At 46.0% G+C, this 20,091-nt stretch carries 23 protein-coding genes and 1 pseudogene; 18 read left to right on the forward strand and 6 right to left on the reverse strand.

The window, feature by feature from the left end; all coding sequences use genetic code 11:
- The first annotated feature begins 542 nt into the window (after window positions 1-542).
- From C1712_RS05485 to C1712_RS05515, 7 genes are read left to right on the forward strand one after another with little or no spacing between them, the layout of a single operon-like run.
- Window positions 543-1,169, forward strand: coding sequence for a type IV toxin-antitoxin system AbiEi family antitoxin domain-containing protein (locus C1712_RS05485; RefSeq protein WP_245858068.1), 627 nt, complete (start codon window positions 543-545; stop codon window positions 1,167-1,169).
- Entirely contained in the window at window positions 1,162-2,058 is an 897-nt protein-coding gene (locus C1712_RS05490) for a nucleotidyl transferase AbiEii/AbiGii toxin family protein (RefSeq protein WP_102267526.1), read from the forward strand. The genes C1712_RS05485 and C1712_RS05490 overlap by 8 nt, the downstream gene beginning before the upstream one ends.
- A 16-nt stretch (window positions 2,059-2,074) precedes the next feature.
- Entirely contained in the window at window positions 2,075-2,581 is a 507-nt protein-coding gene (locus tag C1712_RS05495) for a DUF6680 family protein (protein ID WP_102267528.1), read from the forward strand.
- Window positions 2,571-4,277 (forward strand): site-specific DNA-methyltransferase, encoded by a 1,707-nt coding sequence (locus C1712_RS05500; protein ID WP_102267529.1) that lies wholly within the window; start codon window positions 2,571-2,573, stop codon window positions 4,275-4,277. Before C1712_RS05495 ends, C1712_RS05500 begins: the two co-directional genes overlap by 11 nt.
- A gap of 2 nt (window positions 4,278-4,279) precedes the next feature.
- Window positions 4,280-6,475, forward strand: a complete 2,196-nt coding sequence (locus C1712_RS05505; protein ID WP_102267531.1) for a DEAD/DEAH box helicase — start codon at window positions 4,280-4,282, stop codon at window positions 6,473-6,475.
- A 15-nt stretch (window positions 6,476-6,490) separates the two neighbouring features.
- Complete coding sequence (locus C1712_RS05510; RefSeq protein ID WP_102267533.1) at window positions 6,491-7,420, forward strand: hypothetical protein; 930 nt, start codon at window positions 6,491-6,493, stop codon at window positions 7,418-7,420.
- Complete coding sequence (locus C1712_RS05515; protein WP_102267535.1) at window positions 7,417-7,956, forward strand: hypothetical protein; 540 nt, start codon at window positions 7,417-7,419, stop codon at window positions 7,954-7,956. Before C1712_RS05510 ends, C1712_RS05515 begins: the two co-directional genes overlap by 4 nt.
- A gap of 44 nt (window positions 7,957-8,000) precedes the next feature.
- On the opposite strand, the gene C1712_RS05520 is transcribed toward C1712_RS05515, so the two are convergent.
- From C1712_RS05520 to C1712_RS05540, 6 genes and pseudogenes are all read right to left on the reverse strand, one after another.
- Window positions 8,001-8,378 carry a TnpV protein gene (locus tag C1712_RS05520; RefSeq protein WP_102267537.1) on the reverse strand — a complete coding sequence of 126 codons (378 nt, stop codon included), beginning with the start codon at window positions 8,376-8,378 and terminating at the stop codon, window positions 8,001-8,003.
- A 9-nt stretch (window positions 8,379-8,387) separates the two neighbouring features.
- A complete protein-coding gene (locus tag C1712_RS05525; RefSeq protein ID WP_102267539.1) occupies window positions 8,388-9,641 on the reverse strand; it encodes a plasmid recombination protein in 1,254 nt (417 codons plus the stop codon).
- Between the two features lie 247 nt (window positions 9,642-9,888).
- Window positions 9,889-10,851 carry an AAA family ATPase gene (locus tag C1712_RS05530; protein ID WP_102267541.1) on the reverse strand — a complete coding sequence of 321 codons (963 nt, stop codon included), beginning with the start codon at window positions 10,849-10,851 and terminating at the stop codon, window positions 9,889-9,891.
- On the reverse strand, window positions 10,838-10,990 hold the full coding sequence (locus C1712_RS12650; protein ID WP_180963083.1) for a hypothetical protein: 153 nt from the start codon (window positions 10,988-10,990) through the stop codon (window positions 10,838-10,840). The genes C1712_RS05530 and C1712_RS12650 overlap by 14 nt, the downstream gene beginning before the upstream one ends.
- A complete protein-coding gene (locus C1712_RS05535) occupies window positions 10,983-11,315 on the reverse strand; it encodes a plasmid mobilization protein (RefSeq protein ID WP_102267543.1) in 333 nt (110 codons plus the stop codon). The genes C1712_RS12650 and C1712_RS05535 overlap by 8 nt, the downstream gene beginning before the upstream one ends.
- 4 nt (window positions 11,316-11,319) lie before the next feature.
- Window positions 11,320-11,484, reverse strand: a pseudogene (locus C1712_RS05540) (site-specific integrase); the annotation flags it as partial.
- A 303-nt stretch (window positions 11,485-11,787) separates the two neighbouring features.
- On the opposite strand from C1712_RS05540, the gene C1712_RS05545 reads away from it, so the two are divergent.
- The 11 genes from C1712_RS05545 (at window position 11,788) to C1712_RS05595 (ending at window position 20,076) form a co-directional block, all read left to right on the forward strand.
- A complete protein-coding gene (locus C1712_RS05545) occupies window positions 11,788-12,609 on the forward strand; it encodes a ParA family protein (RefSeq protein WP_102267545.1) in 822 nt (273 codons plus the stop codon).
- A complete protein-coding gene (locus C1712_RS05550) occupies window positions 12,566-13,501 on the forward strand; it encodes a ParB/RepB/Spo0J family partition protein (RefSeq protein WP_040917437.1) in 936 nt (311 codons plus the stop codon). The genes C1712_RS05545 and C1712_RS05550 overlap by 44 nt, the downstream gene beginning before the upstream one ends.
- Before the next feature lie 14 nt (window positions 13,502-13,515).
- A complete protein-coding gene (locus C1712_RS05555) occupies window positions 13,516-13,794 on the forward strand; it encodes a DUF5720 family protein (RefSeq protein ID WP_007045875.1) in 279 nt (92 codons plus the stop codon).
- Window positions 13,795-13,884: 90 nt separating this feature from the next.
- Window positions 13,885-14,010 (forward strand): hypothetical protein, encoded by a 126-nt coding sequence (locus C1712_RS13105; protein ID WP_281254628.1) that lies wholly within the window; start codon window positions 13,885-13,887, stop codon window positions 14,008-14,010.
- A 64-nt stretch (window positions 14,011-14,074) separates the two neighbouring features.
- Complete coding sequence (locus tag C1712_RS05565; RefSeq protein WP_102267550.1) at window positions 14,075-14,929, forward strand: DUF6017 domain-containing protein; 855 nt, start codon at window positions 14,075-14,077, stop codon at window positions 14,927-14,929.
- Between the two features lie 39 nt (window positions 14,930-14,968).
- Entirely contained in the window at window positions 14,969-15,736 is a 768-nt protein-coding gene (locus tag C1712_RS05570) for a BRO family protein (RefSeq protein WP_102267552.1), read from the forward strand.
- A gap of 88 nt (window positions 15,737-15,824) precedes the next feature.
- Window positions 15,825-16,325 (forward strand): PcfB family protein, encoded by a 501-nt coding sequence (locus tag C1712_RS05575; protein ID WP_102267554.1) that lies wholly within the window; start codon window positions 15,825-15,827, stop codon window positions 16,323-16,325.
- The gene (locus C1712_RS05580; protein WP_102267555.1) at window positions 16,322-18,151 is read left to right on the forward strand and encodes a VirD4-like conjugal transfer protein, CD1115 family; all 1,830 of its coding nucleotides are present in this window, start codon (window positions 16,322-16,324) and stop codon (window positions 18,149-18,151) included. Before C1712_RS05575 ends, C1712_RS05580 begins: the two co-directional genes overlap by 4 nt.
- Before the next feature lie 218 nt (window positions 18,152-18,369).
- On the forward strand, window positions 18,370-18,588 hold the full coding sequence (locus C1712_RS05585; protein ID WP_007045882.1) for a Maff2 family mobile element protein: 219 nt from the start codon (window positions 18,370-18,372) through the stop codon (window positions 18,586-18,588).
- Window positions 18,589-18,657: 69 nt separating this feature from the next.
- Window positions 18,658-19,527 carry a VirB6/TrbL-like conjugal transfer protein, CD1112 family gene (locus C1712_RS05590; RefSeq protein ID WP_102267558.1) on the forward strand — a complete coding sequence of 290 codons (870 nt, stop codon included), beginning with the start codon at window positions 18,658-18,660 and terminating at the stop codon, window positions 19,525-19,527.
- 12 nt (window positions 19,528-19,539) lie between these two features.
- Window positions 19,540-20,076: an MT-A70 family methyltransferase gene (locus C1712_RS05595; RefSeq protein WP_087290320.1), complete on the forward strand. Its 537-nt coding sequence runs from the start codon at window positions 19,540-19,542 to the stop codon at window positions 20,074-20,076.
- The last annotated feature ends 15 nt before the right edge of the window (window positions 20,077-20,091 follow it).

Below are 20,091 nucleotides of genomic sequence, written 5' to 3' on the forward strand. Positions count from 1 at the left end.
AGGCGTTTTCTTCCTTCAGGCATTCCCGTAAAATACCCTGCGCGTGTTTCATCTGCTCTGTAAGTGTTTCAAAGCGTTCCTGTGCCTACCTGTCAATGTTGGCAAGGTAAGTATTCAGTTTTCCTCTTGTAAGCAGATTTGTGCAGGTAAGTCTTTGATATTCCTTTAAGTGTGCAAACCCACATGAATACAGTGTTTTTACGACATGCAAATTATTCAAACTCGTTGCCGAGAACTACAACTTAACGCTTTTTGTTTATAAACCGTGTGATGTAGTTTTCGTATTATTCTGATAATCCATATTATACTGCCTGTACGACGAGAATTTATCAATATCTTATCAGGTGCGATAAAACCGATGGTTGCGAGAAAAGAATAAGTGCAACCGGATTGGTTTTGCCAAATGTATTATAGCACAAAGCGATATGCCTTGCAATAACTTTTTGATTTTTTACACGCATATTTTTTGTTAATCGTGTAAAAATAGTTGTAATTTTTATCGATTAATGCTATACTATAATCACGCAAATAATAAAAAATGCGTGCAGAAAGTCGGTGAACTATTGAATAAACACGAAATAGCAATTGATGTTTTTAATAAAGTCGGAAGCATTGCGAAGACAGCAGACTTTGTTGCCGTCGGGCTAAAAAACTATGATGTCGTTTCCCTTTGCAATCAAGGTTATATAGAGCGTATTCGCAATGGCTTTTACAAACTGCCTAACGCTGAAGAGCCAAAAGAAGAAGCTCTAATTTCTAAACTCCTGCCGCAAGGAATTGTTTGTGTAGAGTCTGCTCTATTTTATTATGGGTACAGTGACTTTGCTCCTCGTGAATGGACAGTTGCTGTCCCCCGTTCCTTTTCAAGAGCAATCAAAGCAATGCAGGAAGTCCCTATCAAAGCTTATTATGTTCAGAACGAGTTTTACCATTACGGTGCTACTGTAGGTGACTTTAATGGTGTTGAATTAAAAGTTTATGACCGAGAGCGAACAATCTGTGATTGCTTTAAGTATCGTTCAAAGCTTGATAGTGAAATGTTCAACAAAGCAATCAACGCTTATGTAGCAGATCCGAAAAAGAATCTCGCAAATCTTTCTAAATACGCAAAGGATATGGGCGTTTATACAAAACTTATGAATGTAATGGAGGTGCTGCTCAATGGCTGATATTGCCGCATCCGTGCTTGCACGACTGAAAAATAAGGCTGCCGAAAGCGGAAGAAGCTATCAGCTTTGTTTGCAGCTCTTTTGTCAGGAAGAATTTTTGCGCCGTTTGGAAAAATCCAAATATGCGGAAAATCTCGTTCTTAAAGGTGGTCTGTTTATTTACTCTGTTACCGACTTTGACAGCAGAGTAACGGTAGATGTTGATTTTCTTCTTCGGAGAGTACCAAATACTCCAGAACAGCTAAAACCTGTACTGGAAGAAATCATATCCACGCCCACCGGCAATGATTTTATTACCTTTGAAATTAAAGATATTGCACCCATTGCAGTTGCAAAGAAATATGCCGGTATCGGAGCTTCTATTGTGGCTCGTATTAAAAACACACGAACGCCGTTTAGTATAGACTTTGGTGTGGGTGATGTTATCGTGCCGAAACAGGAAAAGAGAAAAATCCCGACACAGCTTGACGACTTCGCTGCGCCGGTAGTAAATACATATTCTCTTGAAACGACGATTGCTGAGAAAATAGACGCAATCCTCAGTCTGATGGAATTTTCCAGCCGAATGAAGGATTATTATGACATTTACTATCTTGCTAATAAATTTGATTTTGACGGCAAGGTGCTCACCGAAGCACTGAAGAAAACTTTTGAAAATCGTGGACACGCCTTTACGATTGAACAGTTTGAACAGGTTATGAGCTTTGCAGACGATTCTGCTATGCAGAAAAAGTGGAAAGCATTCTGTCGGAAGATTGATACTCAAACTGATGATTTCAATACGGTGTTAAAAATAATTGAGGCGTTTTTGACAAAACCGTTTACAGTGGCGGTCAAAGGTGAAAAATTTACTGAAAAATGGTCTGCCGCTAATGGCGAATGGATGTAATTAGGAGGACGAGAAAATGGAGTGTAAAGACATTTTAAATTTAATAGCTATAATTGTAATTCCTATAGTTGCCGTCTTGATTGGACAACATTTGCAAAATAGAGCAGAAATAAGAAAAGATAAAATGCACATCTTCAAAGTGCTTATGACTTCTCGAATATATGGCTGGACACAGGAAAGTGTGCATTGCCTTAATATTATTGATATTGTATTTTCAGATGATAAAAAAGTCCGTAATGCCTGGAAAGATTTATATGACAAATATTGCGTTAAGAACCCAGATGAAGTGCAACTCAAAAAAATTCAGAACGCTCAATATAAATTATTGGAAACAATAGCAAAATCTTTGGGATATAAGGATAAGGTTACTTGGGAAACCATTCAAAATCCATATATTCCAGATGGAATGATACGGCAACAGCAGGAACAAGCAGCATCTCGACAAGCATACAATGATATTTTGCTAAATATGCAACATATGATACCCAAAAATAATAAGGTGGATGAAAACAATGAGCACTAATATATCAAAACAAAAGCGTGAGGACTTATTGAATAAAATCAAAGAAATCCGAACCTTTATTTCTGCTGCTCAACAGGATGAGAACACGGGCAATCTTCTTTCCTATCTTTCCGATTTAGAGAAAGATGTAAACGGCAAGAAATATGGACTTGTATTCGAAGAACACCGTGAGGAAATCGACGATGTGCTTGATACCCATACACCGGTACTGACCGAAGAGAAAGACCTGTTCATTGACAACGGCGGACAAATGAATTTTCTCATTGAAGGGGATAACCTTGCTTCTCTTAAATTACTCGAAAAGACACATAAGGGAAAAATAAAAATGATTTATATAGATCCGCCGTATAATACAGCAAATAAAGATTTTGCGTATGATGATACAAGAGTGGATGCTACTGATACATTTAGACATAGCAAATGGCTATCTTTTATGAGAGTAAGACTCAAAATTGCTCGAAATTTGTTAAGTGATGATGGTATTCTATTTATTTCAATAGATGATAACGAGCAGGCTGACTTAAAATTGTTGTGTGACGAAATATTCAAAGAAGAAAACTTTTTCTCTCAGGTTATTGTTCAGTCAAACAAGAGGGGGCAAACCTATAAGCAAATTGCAAAAACACACGAATATTTACTTATTTACACACGCTCTCCAGAAGCAGAATTTAACGAGATTGATAAAACTGATGAGGATAATGACCTTAATCTTCTTGACGGCATCAGTGCATACAATGTAAGAGAGTTAAGAAATCGTAATCCTAAATTTGGTAAACACAACCGTCCTAATTTGTTTTACCCGATATATGTAAATCCTTTGACTATTGACAAAGATGGATTTTGCCCTGTTTCATTAACACAAACTGACGAATATTACATAGAAGTTTTCCCTTATAACTCAACAGGAGTAGAAAGTTGTTGGCGTTGGGGAACAAAATTATTTAGCGAAAATGTAAATGCTGATACACAAATGAGTAATGTTGTTGCTCGAGCCAAAAGAGATGGCGCATTTAACATATACGAAAAATATCGTAAAACAACTTATAAGGCAAAATCAATATGGGTTGAAACAGATGTCATTACTGAAAAAGGTACTGTAGAACTTGGTGAACTCGGTCTTGCAGAGCGTTTTCCGTTTCCAAAACCATTGTTTTTACTAAAAAAATGCTTACAGATTGGAACAAATCCTAACGATATAATTCTCGACTTCTTCGCCGGCAGTGGAACAACGGGACACGCAGTGATGAAACTAAATGCAGAAGATGGCGGTAATCGTAAATTTATCCTTTGCACCAACAACGAAAACAACATCTGCCGTGAGGTCACATACGAGCGTATCAAGCGCGTTATTGACAAAGAGGGTTACTCCGCTTCGTTGAAATATTACAAGGTAGATTATATCCCCATAAGTGAGCGTATGTATTATGAATATGCGGACGAGTTGTTAAAGCATATCCGTGAACTTGTCGAACTTGAAAACGGCGTTAACTTCACAAACAACGCAGAAATAGCTATCGTTCTTACAGAAGAAGAACTTGATAACTTTATTTCTCAACTTGAAAACAACACCAAATGTCGGAAACTATATTTAGGGCACGATATTCTGATAGACGCACAGCAAGCACAAGTTTTGAGGGATAGGAAGATTACGGCAAATATCATTCCTGACTACTATTACAAAGAATTGGAGGGCTAAAAATGGATATTATCCTTGCGAACTTTCAGATAAAAGCTATCGCCGATTTAACTGAAGCGATGGAACAGCCGAATAGGGATATTATCCTCAAAAGCTGTACGGGAAGCGGAAAAACCATTATACTCACTCATTTTATGGATGAATATTTAAAAAGCAATCATAAAACGGTATTTATTTGGCTTACTCCCGGTAAAGGCAACCTTGAGGAACAAAGTAAAGAAAAAATGGATCGGTATATCCACGGAAGTCAGACAAAATTAATTTCCGACATTATGACTGCCGGATTTGAAGAAAACGATGCTTGCTTTATTAACTGGGAAAAGCTGACTAAGAAAGGGAACAATGCTTTGAAAGACAGCGAGCGCACAAACTTTATCGAACACATACGCAACGCTCTTGATAGCGGGCTGTGCTTTAAAATTATTGTTGATGAGTCCCATCAAAACGACACAATCAAAGCGGATGATATTATTGAGTTGTTTCATTCAGATAAAATAATCCGATGTTCAGCTACGCCTAAAAATTATAAGAATGCCATTTTAATCGATATTCCCGAAGAGGATGTTATTGCAGAGGGCTTAATTAAAAAGTTGCTTATTATTAATGAGAATTTTGAGCAACACATAAATGTGGATGATCAGATTACATATTTGATTGATAAAGCGATAGATAAGCAGAGAGAACTACATTCTGAATACCTGAATCAAAAATCAGAAATCAACCCTCTTATTATCGTACAAATTCCAAACAAGTCTGACGCTTTACTTGACAGAGTTGAAGAATATTTTGAAAGTAAAGGGATTACTTACGAAAATAATTTACTTGCTGTATGGCTTTCGGACAAAAAACAAAACCTTGAAGATATTGAGGAACCAAATGCAGAACCTATTGCAGTTATTATCAAACAGGCTGTGGCTACAGGTTGGGATTGTCCTCGTGCACAGATTCTTGTAAAGCTCCGTGATAATATGAGCGAGGTGTTTGAAATTCAGACTATCGGACGAATTCGCCGTATGCCCGAAGCAAAACACTATGAGAGTGATTTGCTTGATAGCTGCTATCTATATACTTTAGATGAGAAGTTCACAGAAAGCGTAAAGCTGAGCTTAGGACAAGGAGCGCTCGACGCATACAAGATTTTTTTAAAACCGGAGTATCGTTCATTTACACTCATCAGCGAATACAAAACCGATGTCCCATATCCTCGTGATGCAAAACTATCACTTAAAGTAATACACAAGTATTTTGAAAAGAAATATCATATCACAGGTGACACTGCTAAAAACAAAGCGCTGTTGGAAGCACACGGTTATTCCTTTTCTGAAGATATTATTGATTTTACAAAGTCGGGGGCTGTAAGTACCTTATCAAAAGAAAATATAACTGGATTGAACGATATATCGATACACGAGCCGTTGAACACACATAAACACGGCAAAGAATATCATCATTGTGTCGCAGAAATAGGATATAAAGTAAATTTGGATTACAATAGTACGAATACTATTATGCGTAAACTGTTCCTTAACGGATTGCGTTGTGAGTCTAAAATTTTAAAAATCGAAACAAGAGAGCTATATGCTTTCATAATCAATAATAAGCGTTTATTGATTGAGGATGTTCGTGATGCTATGGCGGATGAATCCCTACAACTGGCTTTGACAATTCCGAAAACAACAGAAAAACCCATCGGTTTTCCGTTAGAAATGATTTTTACCTACGATGGGACTTCGAAATCGCAGACAGAATTTTCTAAAAATGTATATAAAGGATATCTTTCCTCTGCCGAAAAGCGTTCCTTACCTGAGAAGCTTTTTGAACGCTATTGTGAAAACAGCAAAAACATTCAGTGGTTTTACAAAAACGGAGATAAGGGGATTGAATATTTTTCTATCGTTTATACGGATAACTTTGGAAAGCAAAAATCATTTTATCCTGATTATATTATTGGAACAACTGACAATAAGGTATGGATAATCGAAACAAAAGGTGGATTTACTAAGTCTGGCGATAGTGAAGACATCGATAAGTATACTGCTAAAAAATTTGGAGTCTTAAAGGCTTATATCGACAAATATAAACTGCTTGGCGGTATTGTTCGACAAGATAAACAAAGCAGTGAACTTTGCATTTGCACAGAAACATATTCTGACGATATTAAAAGTGACAGTTGGAAACTGCTATCTGATGTATTATAAGAGAGGAAAATAAAAATGAGTAGTCAAGAACCAAAGAAAAATGTTCCAATTTACTTTTATTATCTTACAATATCAAAACAAAAGGATAGTAACGATTCTTCCGCTTACGATATACAAAAAATATTGGATTCATTTTCTAGATTACTATCATATGTTACAGCGAAGAATCTGACCGATAGAAAAAAGGACATCAAAACTTCAGAAAAAGTTGTATGGCTTGATTCATATGAAGATTTAAAAAACGGAAATTACAATATTATTTTTAAGTCCGCAAAATATAATCACGTTAGAAATGAGATTGACACAGAAACAATGACTGAATTGGGCACACGTAAGCGCAAGCAGGATGGCGATGAAGAAAAGACCCATTTATGCATTCGTTATAACGCCGGAGAATACCGATTGCTTACTGTTCACGAAAGCAACCATTATGGTGTGACATTAAATTGTATAGTCGACTATTTGAATACTCAATTCGTAAGTTATAATGAAGATACGGATGATAAATATCATTATTCGATATCGTATGAAATTATGCCAGGAGAAGATTTTCTTTCATCAATCAAAAAAGCAAAAACTATGTCAATATTAAAGCTGGTAGTGAGCAAAGAAGATATCAAAGATGATTTTATGATGTTTGCTGGAAGAAATGATATTGCTGATGAAGTTGAAATATGTCTTAAACGCCCAAAAGGAGCTAAAAAGTTCCCTGAAAATTTGATAAAGGCGTATTTTGATAATTCTCAGAATAAGGTAACAGGAAAAATCAAGAAAGTTACTATTAAAGGAACAAATTCATTCGGTCAATTTGAAGTTGATACTGAGCTTATGAAAATGAAACATTATTTATCAGTTTCAGCTGAAATGGTAACCAACGAAGTAAACAGTTCGGATTTCTTTGAAAAAGCACAAGAATTCATAGAAGAAACGAGGGATAAACAATGAAAAGTATAATTTTTATTCCTCTAAAGGATTACTTTTTTTCAAGGAAAAATGTATTAATTAAATTTCTCATTCCAATGCTGATTGCTTTAGCTGCATTATTATTATCTATATTTTTTAATATAGGTAATTCAGAAAAAGTTATATCAACCTTTTCTGGATTTATAGATACGCAGATAAATATTGTAGCAATTTTAATTTCTTTTTCTATAGCGATTATTACAATTTTAGTGTCTGCTGACAACAAGAATATACAATGCTTAAAAGAAACCGAATCAAACAAAACACAATATAAGCCTGTTAACGGTAAGCAATTATCTCTATTTCAAATTTTGCTTTCTAATATAACATACAATGTTATTGTAGAAATAATATACCTAGTTGGGCTTATAGCTATTTCTCTTATAAAAACTATTTTGCCCATTGTATCATTGAAATTCATTGTATCTATTTGTCTCTTTATTATTTTACACATATTGTTTGTGTTACTTGAATCGGTCTCTCAAATGTATCTGACTTTTTGGGCAAATAAAAAATAGTTATTGACGGCAGGGACAGTTTTGATCTCCTGCCGTCAATTTGTTTATACTGTATAAATCAATTCTTTATCTACAATCTCCCTCGCTCTGTTACGAATGTTATTCATCCTCTGCACCCAAAGCATTTGATTTTCAGCTTTGAGCTTTTCTGTTACATTTTCTTTTTCCGCCAGTTGTTTTACCAGCCGGGAAAACATTTCTTCTGCCTGTTCATTAACCCCGGCAAGGTAACTGTTCAGCTTGCAGGAAGTCAGCAGATTCACATAAAGAGTCCTTTTATGCTCCTTAATATACCTCAAGTGTCTTTGTCCCCACACGCCCACTGGCTTCTGTTCTTCTTCGGACAGTGAGAGGCAAGGGAGATAATAATCTCCCTGCCGTACATAAGTGCCGCCCATTTCTTCAAAAATCGTCTTTGCCATTTTGTTTTCCTACCTTTCATAATTTTTATTTTTTGAACGCTTTTCACGCTCTTGTGACTGTGTTTTCGGTGCAGGAATCGGCTCATAAAGAATACTTTTTTCCTGTTTCTTGAACCTCTCAAGGATACCGTCAATAAATTCTTTGACCGCTTTAGGCGCCGCTTTTAACGCTTCCAGATACGGTCTGCATTTTTCCGTCAGCTCAGATAAAGCTGTTTTTAGCCGTGAAACTTCAGATTGTAATGACCATATCTGCCTTGTTAGATACTGATTTTCTTCCTGTAATTTCTTTGCTTCGGACACCGCTGAGTAGCTTTGTTTTGCAAGGGTGGTTAGCTTTTCGTAGTCGTCTGCCGACACGGTATATTTGCCTGTAAACGACTTTTTGCCTGAGCTGTCAATCTCATGAAAGGTCATAAAAGCATTGTGATTTTCTTCATACCGTACCTGTTCTCCAGCGATTTTTTCTTGAAGACTTGATAGTTTCTCTTTGTCTTTCTTGATTTTAAATTCAAGTGAAGCTAAGTTTTCAGCAGTACTTCCACGCTCTCCACGGCTGAATCCGTTAAAGCCAGCTTCCTGCATATGCTCATAAAACTTGTCCTGTAATATGCTATAGGAAGCGTGATAGACTGGCTTTCCTTTGCTGTTCAGAATGGGATTTCCGTTTTCATCAAGCGCCTTTTCGGACTTCCATTTCTTTGAATGGCTCACTTGATGAATGACCTCTTTTACCTTTCCTACCAGTTCAGGATCTTTACATCGTTTCGTCCAGCGCACATCCTTGTCCACCACCGGCAGCGCCATAATATGCAGATGATAGTGATAAATCGGTCTGCCGTACTTCTCAGTCATTGCTGTATTCAGTTCATCAGCGTGCATTACTGCAGATACAATATTGTCTTTACCGTAGAGCTTTTCTGCAAAATGGAAGGCTTCTTCATAGAACCGACAGGCATATTCATAGCCGCCGTTCTGCTCGAAATAGTCGGTATTTACATCCATAATCATCTCGTCAAAGACTGTCGCATCAGGTTTTAACCCTTTCAAGGATACCTCTCCTGCGGCAATCATTTGGTCAAGATGTTCGTTATAGGTCAGCTCTCCGCAGCTCTTAAAACTTACATTCATAGGTGTGCGTGAGAGGTCAACATTCATATTTTCATAGCTGTCATTTTTACGCTCGATGTGTCGCTCAAACTTGCCAACCGTTGCTCTTGTACGGGTTTCGATACGGGCGACACTGAAGTTTTGTTTCGCCATTTTCTCACTCCTTTCCGAAGGTGTATTTTCGGGGAGCCGCAGTTACACAACTTTTTCAAAGTGTGTAACCCACTATGACACTTTCAGCGCTTCGGCTGCAAAGATGTCGTGGGCTCTCCGAGGGGCAAAGAACACCTTTGAAAAGGTGTTCTCTGCACTCTCCACCAAACTTTATTACTTCCCGAAAAAAGAACATTGCAAGGTTGCAGATATGCCTGTCTTTGCAATGTTGCAACCTTGAAAAACTTCACTCTGTTTTTTCGGGAAGCTGCCAGTACCACTGACTGCCCTCTTTAACCGATTGGACATTTAGTGCTTTCTTTGCTTCATCCAGCACACGCTTTGAAATTCCCATCGCCTGTGCTTTCTTTACCAATTCTTTCTGCGGGTATTTGCCCTTTGAAAGATATTCGAGTATTAAGTTTTCAGCCTGCTCTGATTTCTTTTCTTTCGGAATGCCACTTAACAGATCGTCAACCGAGATATCGTAATGACCGAGCCAACTAAATCCGTTTTCTTTGTCCAGTTCAAAGGCAATCGCTTCACCTTCGGGTGCAAGGGAAGACTTGTCCTGCACCATCACTCGCACCTGCGGATTGTCTTTGATTCTCCCGACAATCAGAACACTTCTTGCCGAAGCTTGAAAGTCAATGGAACCAAGTCCACGGTAGGAAGATTTGTTTCCGCTTCCTTTGTTCATATGACCGACGAGCAGAACTGCACAGTCATATTTTTCTGCGATTCTTCCCAGCTGTGCCATCACATTGCGGACTTCATTAGCGTTGTTCATATTGATATTCGCACCGACATACGCCTGAATCGGATCAAGGATTACCACCCTTGCACCGACTTCTATAATTGCTTTTTCAATGCGTTCATCCAGCATACTGAGTGCGACTTCCGATTCGTCTATAACTTTAATTTGCGTACAGTCTGCCTCAGCCGCTTCCAACCTCGGCTTGATGGTATCTTCCAGTCCGTCCTCTGCAGTTTGATAGATGATCTTTACAGGCTCACGCTCAGTATCATCATAGGGCGGCGCTTCTCCTTTAGAGAGAAGCGCCGCCAGTCTTAACGCCAAAGTTGTTTTGCCCTCACCGGGATCGCCCTGAATAATTGTGATTTTTCCGTATGGGATATATGGATACCAAAGCCAGTTCACTTGTTTGCTCTGGACTTCATCCATACTGATAATTTTAAGTTCTGCCATTCATACCACCGCCTTTCAAAATAAAAGTGTTGATTTTCAAGTGATATGTGGTTATACTATTAACAGATACATTGAGTGACTGCCTTTCATCTGCGCCAACAGATGATTTTCGGGCGGTCATTTCTTTTTTATCATTCATTTGCATTCTCTCCTTTCAGTCCGTGCATTGTAAAGGCAATAAGGTCAATAGTGTCGAGCAGTTCCGTTTGGACATTCTCACCTGCGGCAATACGCTGTAATTCCTCAAGGATAAATGCCATCTGCGTTTTCAGCGCCTTATAAACTCTCGGATTTGGCTGAACCACTACCTCACGCCCCATACACTTGCGGTAACAGTATTCCTGTTTCGGCAGTCCCGAAAGAGCAACTGCTCTGTTGAGTTCTTCCTGTTCTTCGGGTGATACTCGAAATCCTACGGTAATACTGCGGAAACGGTTGTGGCGGTCTACATTTTTAGCTGACATATCATCACACTCCTTTATTCATAAAATCAAGTTTAACTGCCATTTCCTTTTGTTTTGACGGGAATAGATGAGCATAGCGGTAAGTGATTTCTATGCTTTCGTGTCCCACTCGGTCAGCAATAGCAACGGCGGAAAATCCCATATCAATTAAAAGACTGATATGGCTGTGCCCTTACGGTATAATTACGACAAACCGGAAAAGCCCCGTAGGATCAAGGGTTTTGAGGTTTTCAGTCTGATTTTTTCATCCTTTTCCAAACCGAAAAATCATACTGAAATAAGTCGAATTGCAGGAGGTGTTTCATTAACGACAAATGAATAGCAGAAAGGAACTCAAAACCTTTTGATTCCAAACACAACAGAATATTGGATTTAAGCGAAGCCGTCACTTGTTTTAAGTGGCGGCTTTTGTTGTTTCCAGGGCTGTTATGCAGGCACATGACAACACCCAATCAGAAATGAGGTGAAGTCATTGAACCCACAAATCATCGCCGTTGCCAACCAGAAGGGCGGCGTCGGCAAAACGACTACCTGCGCCAACTTAGGCATCGGGCTGGCGCAGGCCGGAAAGAAGGTGCTGCTGGTGGATGCTGACCCGCAGGCCAGCCTCACCATCAGCCTGGGCAACCCGCAGCCGGACAAGCTGCCCTTTACCCTGTCCGATGCGATGGGCCGTATTCTCATGGACGACCCGATCAAACCCGGCGAGGGCATCCTGCACCACCCGGAGGGCGTGGACCTGATGCCTGCCGACATCCAGCTCTCCGGCATGGAGGTATCCCTGGTGAATGCCATGAGCCGCGAGACGATTCTGCGGCAGTATCTGGACACGGTGAAGGGACAGTATTCCCATATCCTCATCGACTGCCAACCCTCCCTGGGAATGCTCACGGTCAACGCGCTGGCCGCCGCCAACAGGATCATAGTCCCCGTCCAAGCGGAGTATCTGCCCGCCAAGGGCCTGGAACAGCTGCTGTCCACCATCAACAAGGTCAAGCGGCAGTTAAATCCCAAGCTCCAGATCGACGGTATTCTGCTGACGATGGTGGACAACCGCACCAACTTTGCCAAAGAGATCGCCGCCCTGCTGCGGGAGACCTACGGCAGCAAAATCAAGGTGTTCGGCACCGAGATTCCCCACTCGGTTCGAGCCAAGGAGATCAGCGCCGAGGGCAAGAGTATCTTCGCACATGACCCCGGCGGCAAGGTGGCGGAAGCCTATAAAAATCTGACGCGGGAGGTGATAAAACTTGAAAAGCAGCGCGAAAAAAGTAGAGCTGGCCTCAGTCGATGACCTGTTTTCCACCGAGGAAAGCCGCGCCGACGCCCAGCGTGAAAAAGTCATGGAAATTCCCTTGTCGGAGCTGCACCCATTCAAGGATCACCCCTTTAAGGTCAAGGACGATGAGGCCATGATGGAGACCGCCGACAGCATCCGGCAGTACGGCGTACTGGTCCCGGCCATTGCCCGCCCGGACCCTAATGGCGGCTATGAGCTGGTTGCCGGGCACCGGCGGCACCGAGCTAGCGAGCTGGCGGGTAAAGAAACCATGCCGGTGATTGTCCGCGACCTGGACGATGACCAGGCCACCATCATCATGGTTGACAGCAATTTGCAGCGGGAAAGCCTGCTCCCCAGTGAAAGGGCTTTTGCCTACAAGATGAAGCTGGAAGCTATGAAGCGACAAGCTGGCAGACCGTCCAAAGAAAATTGTTCCCAAGTTGGGAACGATTTTGGGAAGAAGTCGAGCGAGGTATTGGCTGAACAGGTCGGCCAGAGTAAAAACCAGATTTTTCGTTATATCCGCCTCACCGAGCTAATTCCCGAACTGCTGGACATGGTGGACGAGAAGAAAATCGCCTTCAATCCGGCCTACGAGCTGTCCTTCCTCAAAAAAGAGGAACAGGTGGATTTGCTGGACGCGATGGACAGCGAACAGGCCACGCCGTCGCTCTCCCAGGCCCAGCGGCTGAAAAAGTACAGCCAGGAGGGCCACCTGACCCTCGACATGATGCGGGTCATCATGGGCGAAGAAAAGAAAAGCGACCTGGACAAGATCACCTTCACCAGCGACACCCTGCGCAAATATTTTCCCCGGAGCTATACGCCCCAGCGGATGCAGGAGACCATCATCAAGCTGCTGGAACAGTGGCAGCGCAAGCGCCAGCAACAGCATGAACGCTGAGAGAGGAGTTGCCTATGAGGGATATTTCAGCCCGCGAGCTGAAAGGACATAACATTTTGGCTGTGGAGCGATTTCAGGACAGCACCCGCTGGATGGTGGAGTTTGCGGTCCGCAAGCCCCGCACCCCTTACGGCAGCCCCGGCGACGAGGTGCGCCTGTTTCTCACCGAGGACGGCTACCGGCAGGCCCTGGACGCCCAGCGCAGCCAGCAGATCAAAATTAAGCGCCATGCCCACGTTGTCGAGGGGCACATCATCGACTTCAAGCCGAAGAAAAAGCGCCGCCACCCGTAAACCCACCGCTTGCCAAGAAAGGACTGAACTATGTGTACCGTTAGAGACATTGAAGAAGCCATCCGCGAACACTGCCAATCCCAGCATGACATGGAAAGCACCGAGATCGACCAGGTAATGCAGCGCCTGCCCTTCGGCACCGCGCAGGACGTTTTTACCCGGCCCCCTGTGCCGAAGCCGCCGTATTCCTGGCGCAGCCGGAACGACCGCACCTGACCGCCGCAGTCTTTTTGAAGATTGCGGCTTTTTTCATGCCATGAATGCCGAAAGGAGTGATGAAATGGCCGTTTTTCGTATTGAACGGACCCGTGATTATACCGTTATGAGCAACCACCACCTGCGCGACAAGGCGCTGTCGCTGAAATCCAAGGGGCTGCTTTCCATGATGCTGTCCTTGCCGGAGGACTGGAACTACACCACACGCGGCCTCGCCAAAATCTGCAAGGAGGGCGTGGACGCCATCGGCGGGGCGCTGCGGGAGCTGGAAGCCGCCGGGTACATCGTCCGCCACCAGATGCGGGACCGGCAGGGGCGCATCAGCGACACCGAGTATGTCATCTATGAGCAGCCCCAGCCGGATACGGCTTCACCAGATACGGAAAACCCGTATCTGGATAGCCCGGATACGGAAAAGCCCGCAGAATTAAATATAGAGAAATCAAAGACCCAAAAATCAAATACCCAGGGATCAAGTACCGATTCCATTCCCTTCCGGGAAACTGCGGCGGCCAGGCCGCCGGAACGGAAAGGACGGGATGCAATGTCGGTGGAAGAAATGCAGAGTTATCGGGATTTGGTGTTGGAGAACATCGAGTACGACCACCTGTGCCGGGAGTTTGCCACCTACCGGGAGGATTTGGACGAGATCGTGGAGCTGATCGTGGAAACGGTCTGCGCCAGGCGTAAGACCACCCGGATCGCCGGGGCGGACTTCCCCCATGAGGTGGTGCGGTCCCGGTTCTTGAAACTGGACAGCTCCCACATCGAGTTCGTCATGGAGTGCCTGCACAACAACACCACCGAGGTCCGCAACATGAAGCAGTACCTGCTGACCGTGCTGTTCAACGCGCCCACCACCATGAACAATCACTACACGGCCCAGGTCAACCACGATATGCACGCAGGCGGCTGGTAATGGCCGCCTTTTCTGCTGCACCGCCCAAGGAGGCACGATATGAACCAGATGGAAATTTTCAAAAACCCGGAGTTTGGAAGCATCCGCACTTTTGAGCAGGACGGCAAGGTGCTGTTCTGCGGAACGGATGTAGCAACTGCTTTGGGATATGCCAATCCCCGTAAGGCCGTCCGCGACCACACCCGCTGTGGAACGAAATGTTCCATAGGGGTCCAGACCGGCAAGAAGGCAGATGGCTCACCCGCCGTACAGATGGTGGAGATGCTCTTTATCCCCGAAGGCGACGTTTACCGGCTCATCGTCCACAGCAAGCTGCCCTCGGCGGAGCGATTTGAACGCTGGGTGTTCGATGAAGTCCTGCCCAGCATCCGCCAGCACGGAGCTTACCTCACCAGAGAAAAGCTGTGGGAGGTCGCCACCTCGCCGGAGGCGCTGCTGAAGCTCTGCTCCGACCTGCTGGCCGAGCGTGAGAAAAACGCGGCACTGCAAGCGGACAACGCCCGGCTGCAAGGCAAGGCCGTCTACTACGACCTGTTTATCGACCTGCGGCACAGCACCAACCTGCGCACCACCGCCAAGGAGCTGGAGGTGCCGGAACGGCGCTTCGTCCGCTTTCTGCTGGAACGCCGGTACGTCTACCGCACCCCCTCTGGCTGTGTGCTGCCCTACGCCAAGAGCGCCAACGAGGGGTTGTTCTGTGTGAAGGATTTCTGCCGCAACGGCCACACCGGCTCCTACACGCTGGTGACGCCCAAGGGCAAGCTGCACTTTGCGGAACTGCGATCGCTGATCCTGGTGACGGTATGACAGGCCGGTATCTGCTGCGGCGGCTGGTGGTCCCGCCTTAGTATCAAGCGCCACCCCTGCAAAATCCGTGGAAAGGAGGCGATGACCTATGCAGGAGGAAGTGGAAAACAGGACTTTGACGCTGATCGTCAGCGGGACAAAGTTCACCGGGCGGCTGTTCAAGGCCGCCATATCCAAGTACATGGCCCACCGCAGGGAGAAAAAGCTGGAAAAGCAGCGCGGCCGGGATTCCCCCGTCACCCCCAAGGGCAAGCAGACCGTGAAGCAGCTCATCGGGCAGAACCAGGGCGTCTCCAACATCGAGATCAACGACCCGTCCATCAAGGATTTTGAGCGCATCGCCCGCAAGTACGGCGTGGACTATGCGGTGAAAAAGGACCGCAGCGCCTCGCCGCCCAAGTATCTGATCTTCTTCAAGGGCCGGGACGCCGACGCGCTGACCGCTGCTTTTTCTGAATACACCCAGAAAAAGGTCAAGAAGGCCGACCGCAGCGAGCGCCCCTCCGTGCTGGCAAAACTGGCCCAGTTCAAGGAGCTGCTCAAAAATACCGTGGTGGACCGCAGCCGCCGGAAGGAGCTGGAACGATGAAGCAGCTGAATATCAAAAAGCTGGTTCTGCTGAACCTGCCCTACTTCCTGCTGGGCCTGTTCGCAACCAACCTGGGGGAAGCCTGGCGGCTGGCGACCGGCGCGGATGCGTCTGCCAAGATGCTCTCATTCTTCTCCACCCTGCCGGTGGCGCTGGAGAGCTGGTGGCCCAGCCTGCACCCGCTGGATTTGCTGGTGGGGCTTTGCTGCGGCGCTGGCCTGCGGCTGGCGGTGTATCTGAAAGGCAAGAACGCCAAAAAATACCGCCACAACGTGGAGTATGGTTCGGCCCGATGGGGCACCCATGAGGATATTGCCCCCTACATCGACCCGGTGTTCCAGAATAACGTCATTCTGACCCAGACCGAGCGGCTTACCATGTCCAGCCGTCCCAAGAACCCCAAGTATGCCCGCAACAAGAACGTGCTGGTCATCGGCGGCAGCGGTTCCGGCAAGACCCGCTTCTGGCTCAAGCCGAATTTGATGCAGATGCACAGCTCCTACGTCGTTACCGATCCCAAGGGCACCATCCTGGTGGAGTGCGGCAAAATGCTCCAGCGGGGTGCGCCCAAGCTGGGCAAGGACGGCAAGCCGGTGAAGGACAAACACGGCAAAATCGTGTATGAGCCATACCAGATCAAGGTGCTGAACACCATCAACTTCAAAAAGTCCATGCACTATAACCCCTTCAGCTACATCCACTCGGAGAAGGACATCTTGAAGCTGGTGACAACGCTGATCGCCAACACCAAGGGAGAGGGCAAGGCCGGGGACGATTTCTGGGTCAAGGCGGAAACGCTGCTGTACTGCGCGCTGATCGGCTACATCCACTATGAGGCCCCGGTGGAGGAACAGAACTTCTCCACCCTCATCGAGATGATCAACAGCATGGAGGTCCGGGAGGACGATGAGGAGTTCAAAAACGCCGTGGACCTGATGTTCGATGAGCTGAAAGAGCGGGACCCCAACCACTTCGCGGTGCGGCAATATGCCAAATATAAATTGGCCGCGGGCAAAACCGCTAAGAGCATATTGGTGAGCTGCGGCGCACGGCTGGCGGTGTTCGACATTGCGGAGTTGCGGGAGGTCACGTCCTACGACGAGCTGGAGCTGGACACCCTGGGCGACCGCCGGACGGCGCTGTTTTTGATTATGAGTGACACGGACGATTCCTTTAATTTTTTAATCTCCATGTGCTACACCCAGCTTTTCAACCTGCTCTGTGAAAAGGCCGACGATGTGTACGGCGGGCGGCTGCCGGTTCATGTGCGGTGCCTCATCGACGAGTGCGCCAACATTGGGCAAATCCCAAAACTGGAAAAGCTGGTCGCCACCATCCGAAGCCGGGAGATTTCCGCCTGCCTGGTCTTGCAGGCACAGAGCCAGCTCAAGGCCATCTACAAGGACAACGCGGATACCATCATCGGCAACATGGATTCCTCCATCTTCCTGGGCGGCAAGGAGCCGACCACCCTCAAGGAGCTGGAGGCCGTGCTGGGAAAAGAGACCATCGACACCTACAACACCGGCGAGAGCCGTGGGCGGGAGACTTCCCACTCGCTCAACTATCAAAAATTGGGGAAGGCGCTGATGAGCCAGGATGAGCTGGCCGTCATGGACGGCGGCAAGTGCATCCTCCAGCTGCGCGGGGTGCGGCCTTTCCTGTCGGACAAGTACGACATCACCCAGCACCCCAACTACAAGTACACCGCTGACGCTGACCCGAAGAACGCCTTTGACATCGAAGGTTATCTCAAGGCCCGGCTGAAGCTCAAAACCAACCAGGTCTGCGACGTGTATGAGATCGACGCCGCAGCTGGCGAATGATGTTCCGCTTTAGAAGGGAGTGATCGTATCTATCCGCCACAACCGCCCCGCTGGGGCCATCGGCGTACAAAGCGGACGATCTCTATCAAAAATAATGAAAAAGGAGGAAGGCCGGAGTCAGCCAGCCCGGAAACCGGGCGGCGGATTGTCCGGCTTTTGTATGCCTATGAACCATAACTAATCAATCTTTTTCAAACTGATTCCGGCCAACTTTATTTATGGAATTTTTCAATCAGGCAATTACCGTTCTCCAGACCCTCGTTATCGCCCTCGGTGCCGGTCTCGGCGTGTGGGGTGTCATCAACCTGCTGGAAGGCTATGGCAACGACAACCCCGGTGCGAAATCGCAGGGCATGAAACAGCTCATGGCCGGCGCGGGCGTCGCCATCGTCGGCATGGTGCTGGTGCCCCTGCTGTCCGGCCTGTTCACCGTCTGATCGTTTCCCGCTGAAATCCTCGCCCCCTCCCGCTGTGCGCGGGAGGGGCAGAAAGGAGGCTGACACCGTATGGATTTCTTATTGGATGCCCTGACCAACTGGCTGAAAGAAATGCTGGTGGGCGGTATCATGGGAAACTTAACGGGGATGTTCGACAGCGTGAACCAGCAGGTCGCGGATATATCCGTACAGGTGGGCCAGACCCCGCAGGGCTGGAACGGCGACATTTTCAACATGATCCAGAGCCTCTCCAACTCCATCATGGTGCCGATTGCAGGCGTGATCCTGGCCATCGTGATGACGCTGGAGCTGATCCAGATGATAACCGACCGTAACAACCTGCATGATGTGGACACCTGGATGATCTTCAAGTGGATGTTCAAATCCGCCGCCGCGATTTTGCTGGTCACCAACACCTGGAACCTCGTCATGGGCGTGTTCGACATGGCCCAAAGCGTGGTGGCCCAGGCGTCCGGCATCATCGGCTCGGACGCTTCCATCGACATCTCCGCCGTCATGACCGATATGGAGTCCCGGCTGATGGATATGGACCTGGGGCCGCTGTTCGGCCTGTGGTTCCAGTCGCTCTTTATTGGCATCACCATGTGGGCGCTGTATATCTGCATTTTTATTGTCATTTATGGCCGCATGATCGAAATTTACCTTGTCACGTCGGTGGCCCCCATCCCGATGGCCACCATGATGGGCAAGGAATGGGGCGGCATGGGCCAGAACTACCTGCGCAGCCTGCTGGCGCTGGGCTTCCAGGCGTTTTTGATTATCGTCTGTGTGGCGATCTACGCCGTGCTGGTGCAGAACATCGCCACCGAGGATGACATCATCATGGCAATCTGGACCTGCGTGGGCTACACGGTGCTGCTTTGCTTCACGCTGTTCAAGACCGGCAGTCTCGCCAAAGCAGTGTTTCAAGCGCACTGAGGAGGCTTCCGCATGGGAAAATATCAGATTATTTATGCAGACCCGCCCTGGAGCTACCGCAGCGGCAAGGTGCAGGGGGCAGCCCAAAATCATTACCCAACCATGTCGGACGAACAGCTGTACCAACTTCCGGTATCTACGCTGGCTGCTGATACCAGTGTTTTATTTTTATGGTGTACTTTTCCCAAATTGCCGGAAGCGTTGAACCTCATTAAAGCGTGGGGATTCACCTTCAAAACGGTTGCGTTTGTCTGGCTCAAGCAAAATAAATCCGGCAAGGGATTCTTCTTAGGGCTTGGCTGGTGGACAAGAAGCAATGCAGAGATTTGTCTGTTGGCTGTGAAAGGAAAACCCAAAAGGAAGAATGCCAGTGTCCGGCAGCTGGTTTTTGCACCTATTGAGCAACACAGCAAGAAACCTGATATTGTGAGAGATCGCATTTTGGAACTAATGGGCGATTTGCCGAGAATTGAGCTGTTTGCCCGCCAAGCCTCTCCTGGATGGGACGTTTGGGGCAATGAAGTAAATAGCTCTATCGAATTTCCGTAAAGGAGGGAAAAACGT

Source organism: Massilicoli timonensis, assembly GCF_900199515.1.
Taxonomy (GTDB): domain Bacteria; phylum Bacillota_I; class Bacilli_A; order Erysipelotrichales; family Erysipelotrichaceae; genus Massilicoli; species Massilicoli timonensis.

What these genes read in the sequence shown, in the direction of transcription:
- C1712_RS05490 (WP_102267526.1), top strand. Translation starts at nt 1,162, where the DNA reads ATGGCTGATATTGCCGCATCCGTGCTTGCACGACTGAAAAATAAGGCT.
- C1712_RS05495 (WP_102267528.1), top strand. Translation starts at nt 2,075, where the DNA reads ATGGAGTGTAAAGACATTTTAAATTTAATAGCTATAATTGTAATTCCT.
- C1712_RS05500 (WP_102267529.1), top strand. Translation starts at nt 2,571, where the DNA reads ATGAGCACTAATATATCAAAACAAAAGCGTGAGGACTTATTGAATAAA.
- C1712_RS05505 (WP_102267531.1), top strand. Translation starts at nt 4,280, where the DNA reads ATGGATATTATCCTTGCGAACTTTCAGATAAAAGCTATCGCCGATTTA.
- C1712_RS05510 (WP_102267533.1), top strand. Translation starts at nt 6,491, where the DNA reads ATGAGTAGTCAAGAACCAAAGAAAAATGTTCCAATTTACTTTTATTAT.
- C1712_RS05515 (WP_102267535.1), top strand. Translation starts at nt 7,417, where the DNA reads ATGAAAAGTATAATTTTTATTCCTCTAAAGGATTACTTTTTTTCAAGG.
- C1712_RS05520 (WP_102267537.1), bottom strand. Translation starts at nt 8,378, where the DNA reads ATGGCAAAGACGATTTTTGAAGAAATGGGCGGCACTTATGTACGGCAG.
- C1712_RS05525 (WP_102267539.1), bottom strand. Translation starts at nt 9,641, where the DNA reads ATGGCGAAACAAAACTTCAGTGTCGCCCGTATCGAAACCCGTACAAGA.
- C1712_RS05530 (WP_102267541.1), bottom strand. Translation starts at nt 10,851, where the DNA reads ATGGCAGAACTTAAAATTATCAGTATGGATGAAGTCCAGAGCAAACAA.
- C1712_RS12650 (WP_180963083.1), bottom strand. Translation starts at nt 10,990, where the DNA reads ATGAATGATAAAAAAGAAATGACCGCCCGAAAATCATCTGTTGGCGCA.
- C1712_RS05535 (WP_102267543.1), bottom strand. Translation starts at nt 11,315, where the DNA reads ATGTCAGCTAAAAATGTAGACCGCCACAACCGTTTCCGCAGTATTACC.
- C1712_RS05555 (WP_007045875.1), top strand. Translation starts at nt 13,516, where the DNA reads ATGAGGGATATTTCAGCCCGCGAGCTGAAAGGACATAACATTTTGGCT.
- C1712_RS13105 (WP_281254628.1), top strand. Translation starts at nt 13,885, where the DNA reads ATGGAAAGCACCGAGATCGACCAGGTAATGCAGCGCCTGCCCTTCGGC.
- C1712_RS05565 (WP_102267550.1), top strand. Translation starts at nt 14,075, where the DNA reads ATGGCCGTTTTTCGTATTGAACGGACCCGTGATTATACCGTTATGAGC.
- C1712_RS05570 (WP_102267552.1), top strand. Translation starts at nt 14,969, where the DNA reads ATGAACCAGATGGAAATTTTCAAAAACCCGGAGTTTGGAAGCATCCGC.
- C1712_RS05575 (WP_102267554.1), top strand. Translation starts at nt 15,825, where the DNA reads ATGCAGGAGGAAGTGGAAAACAGGACTTTGACGCTGATCGTCAGCGGG.
- C1712_RS05580 (WP_102267555.1), top strand. Translation starts at nt 16,322, where the DNA reads ATGAAGCAGCTGAATATCAAAAAGCTGGTTCTGCTGAACCTGCCCTAC.
- C1712_RS05585 (WP_007045882.1), top strand. Translation starts at nt 18,370, where the DNA reads ATGGAATTTTTCAATCAGGCAATTACCGTTCTCCAGACCCTCGTTATC.
- C1712_RS05590 (WP_102267558.1), top strand. Translation starts at nt 18,658, where the DNA reads ATGGATTTCTTATTGGATGCCCTGACCAACTGGCTGAAAGAAATGCTG.
- C1712_RS05595 (WP_087290320.1), top strand. Translation starts at nt 19,540, where the DNA reads ATGGGAAAATATCAGATTATTTATGCAGACCCGCCCTGGAGCTACCGC.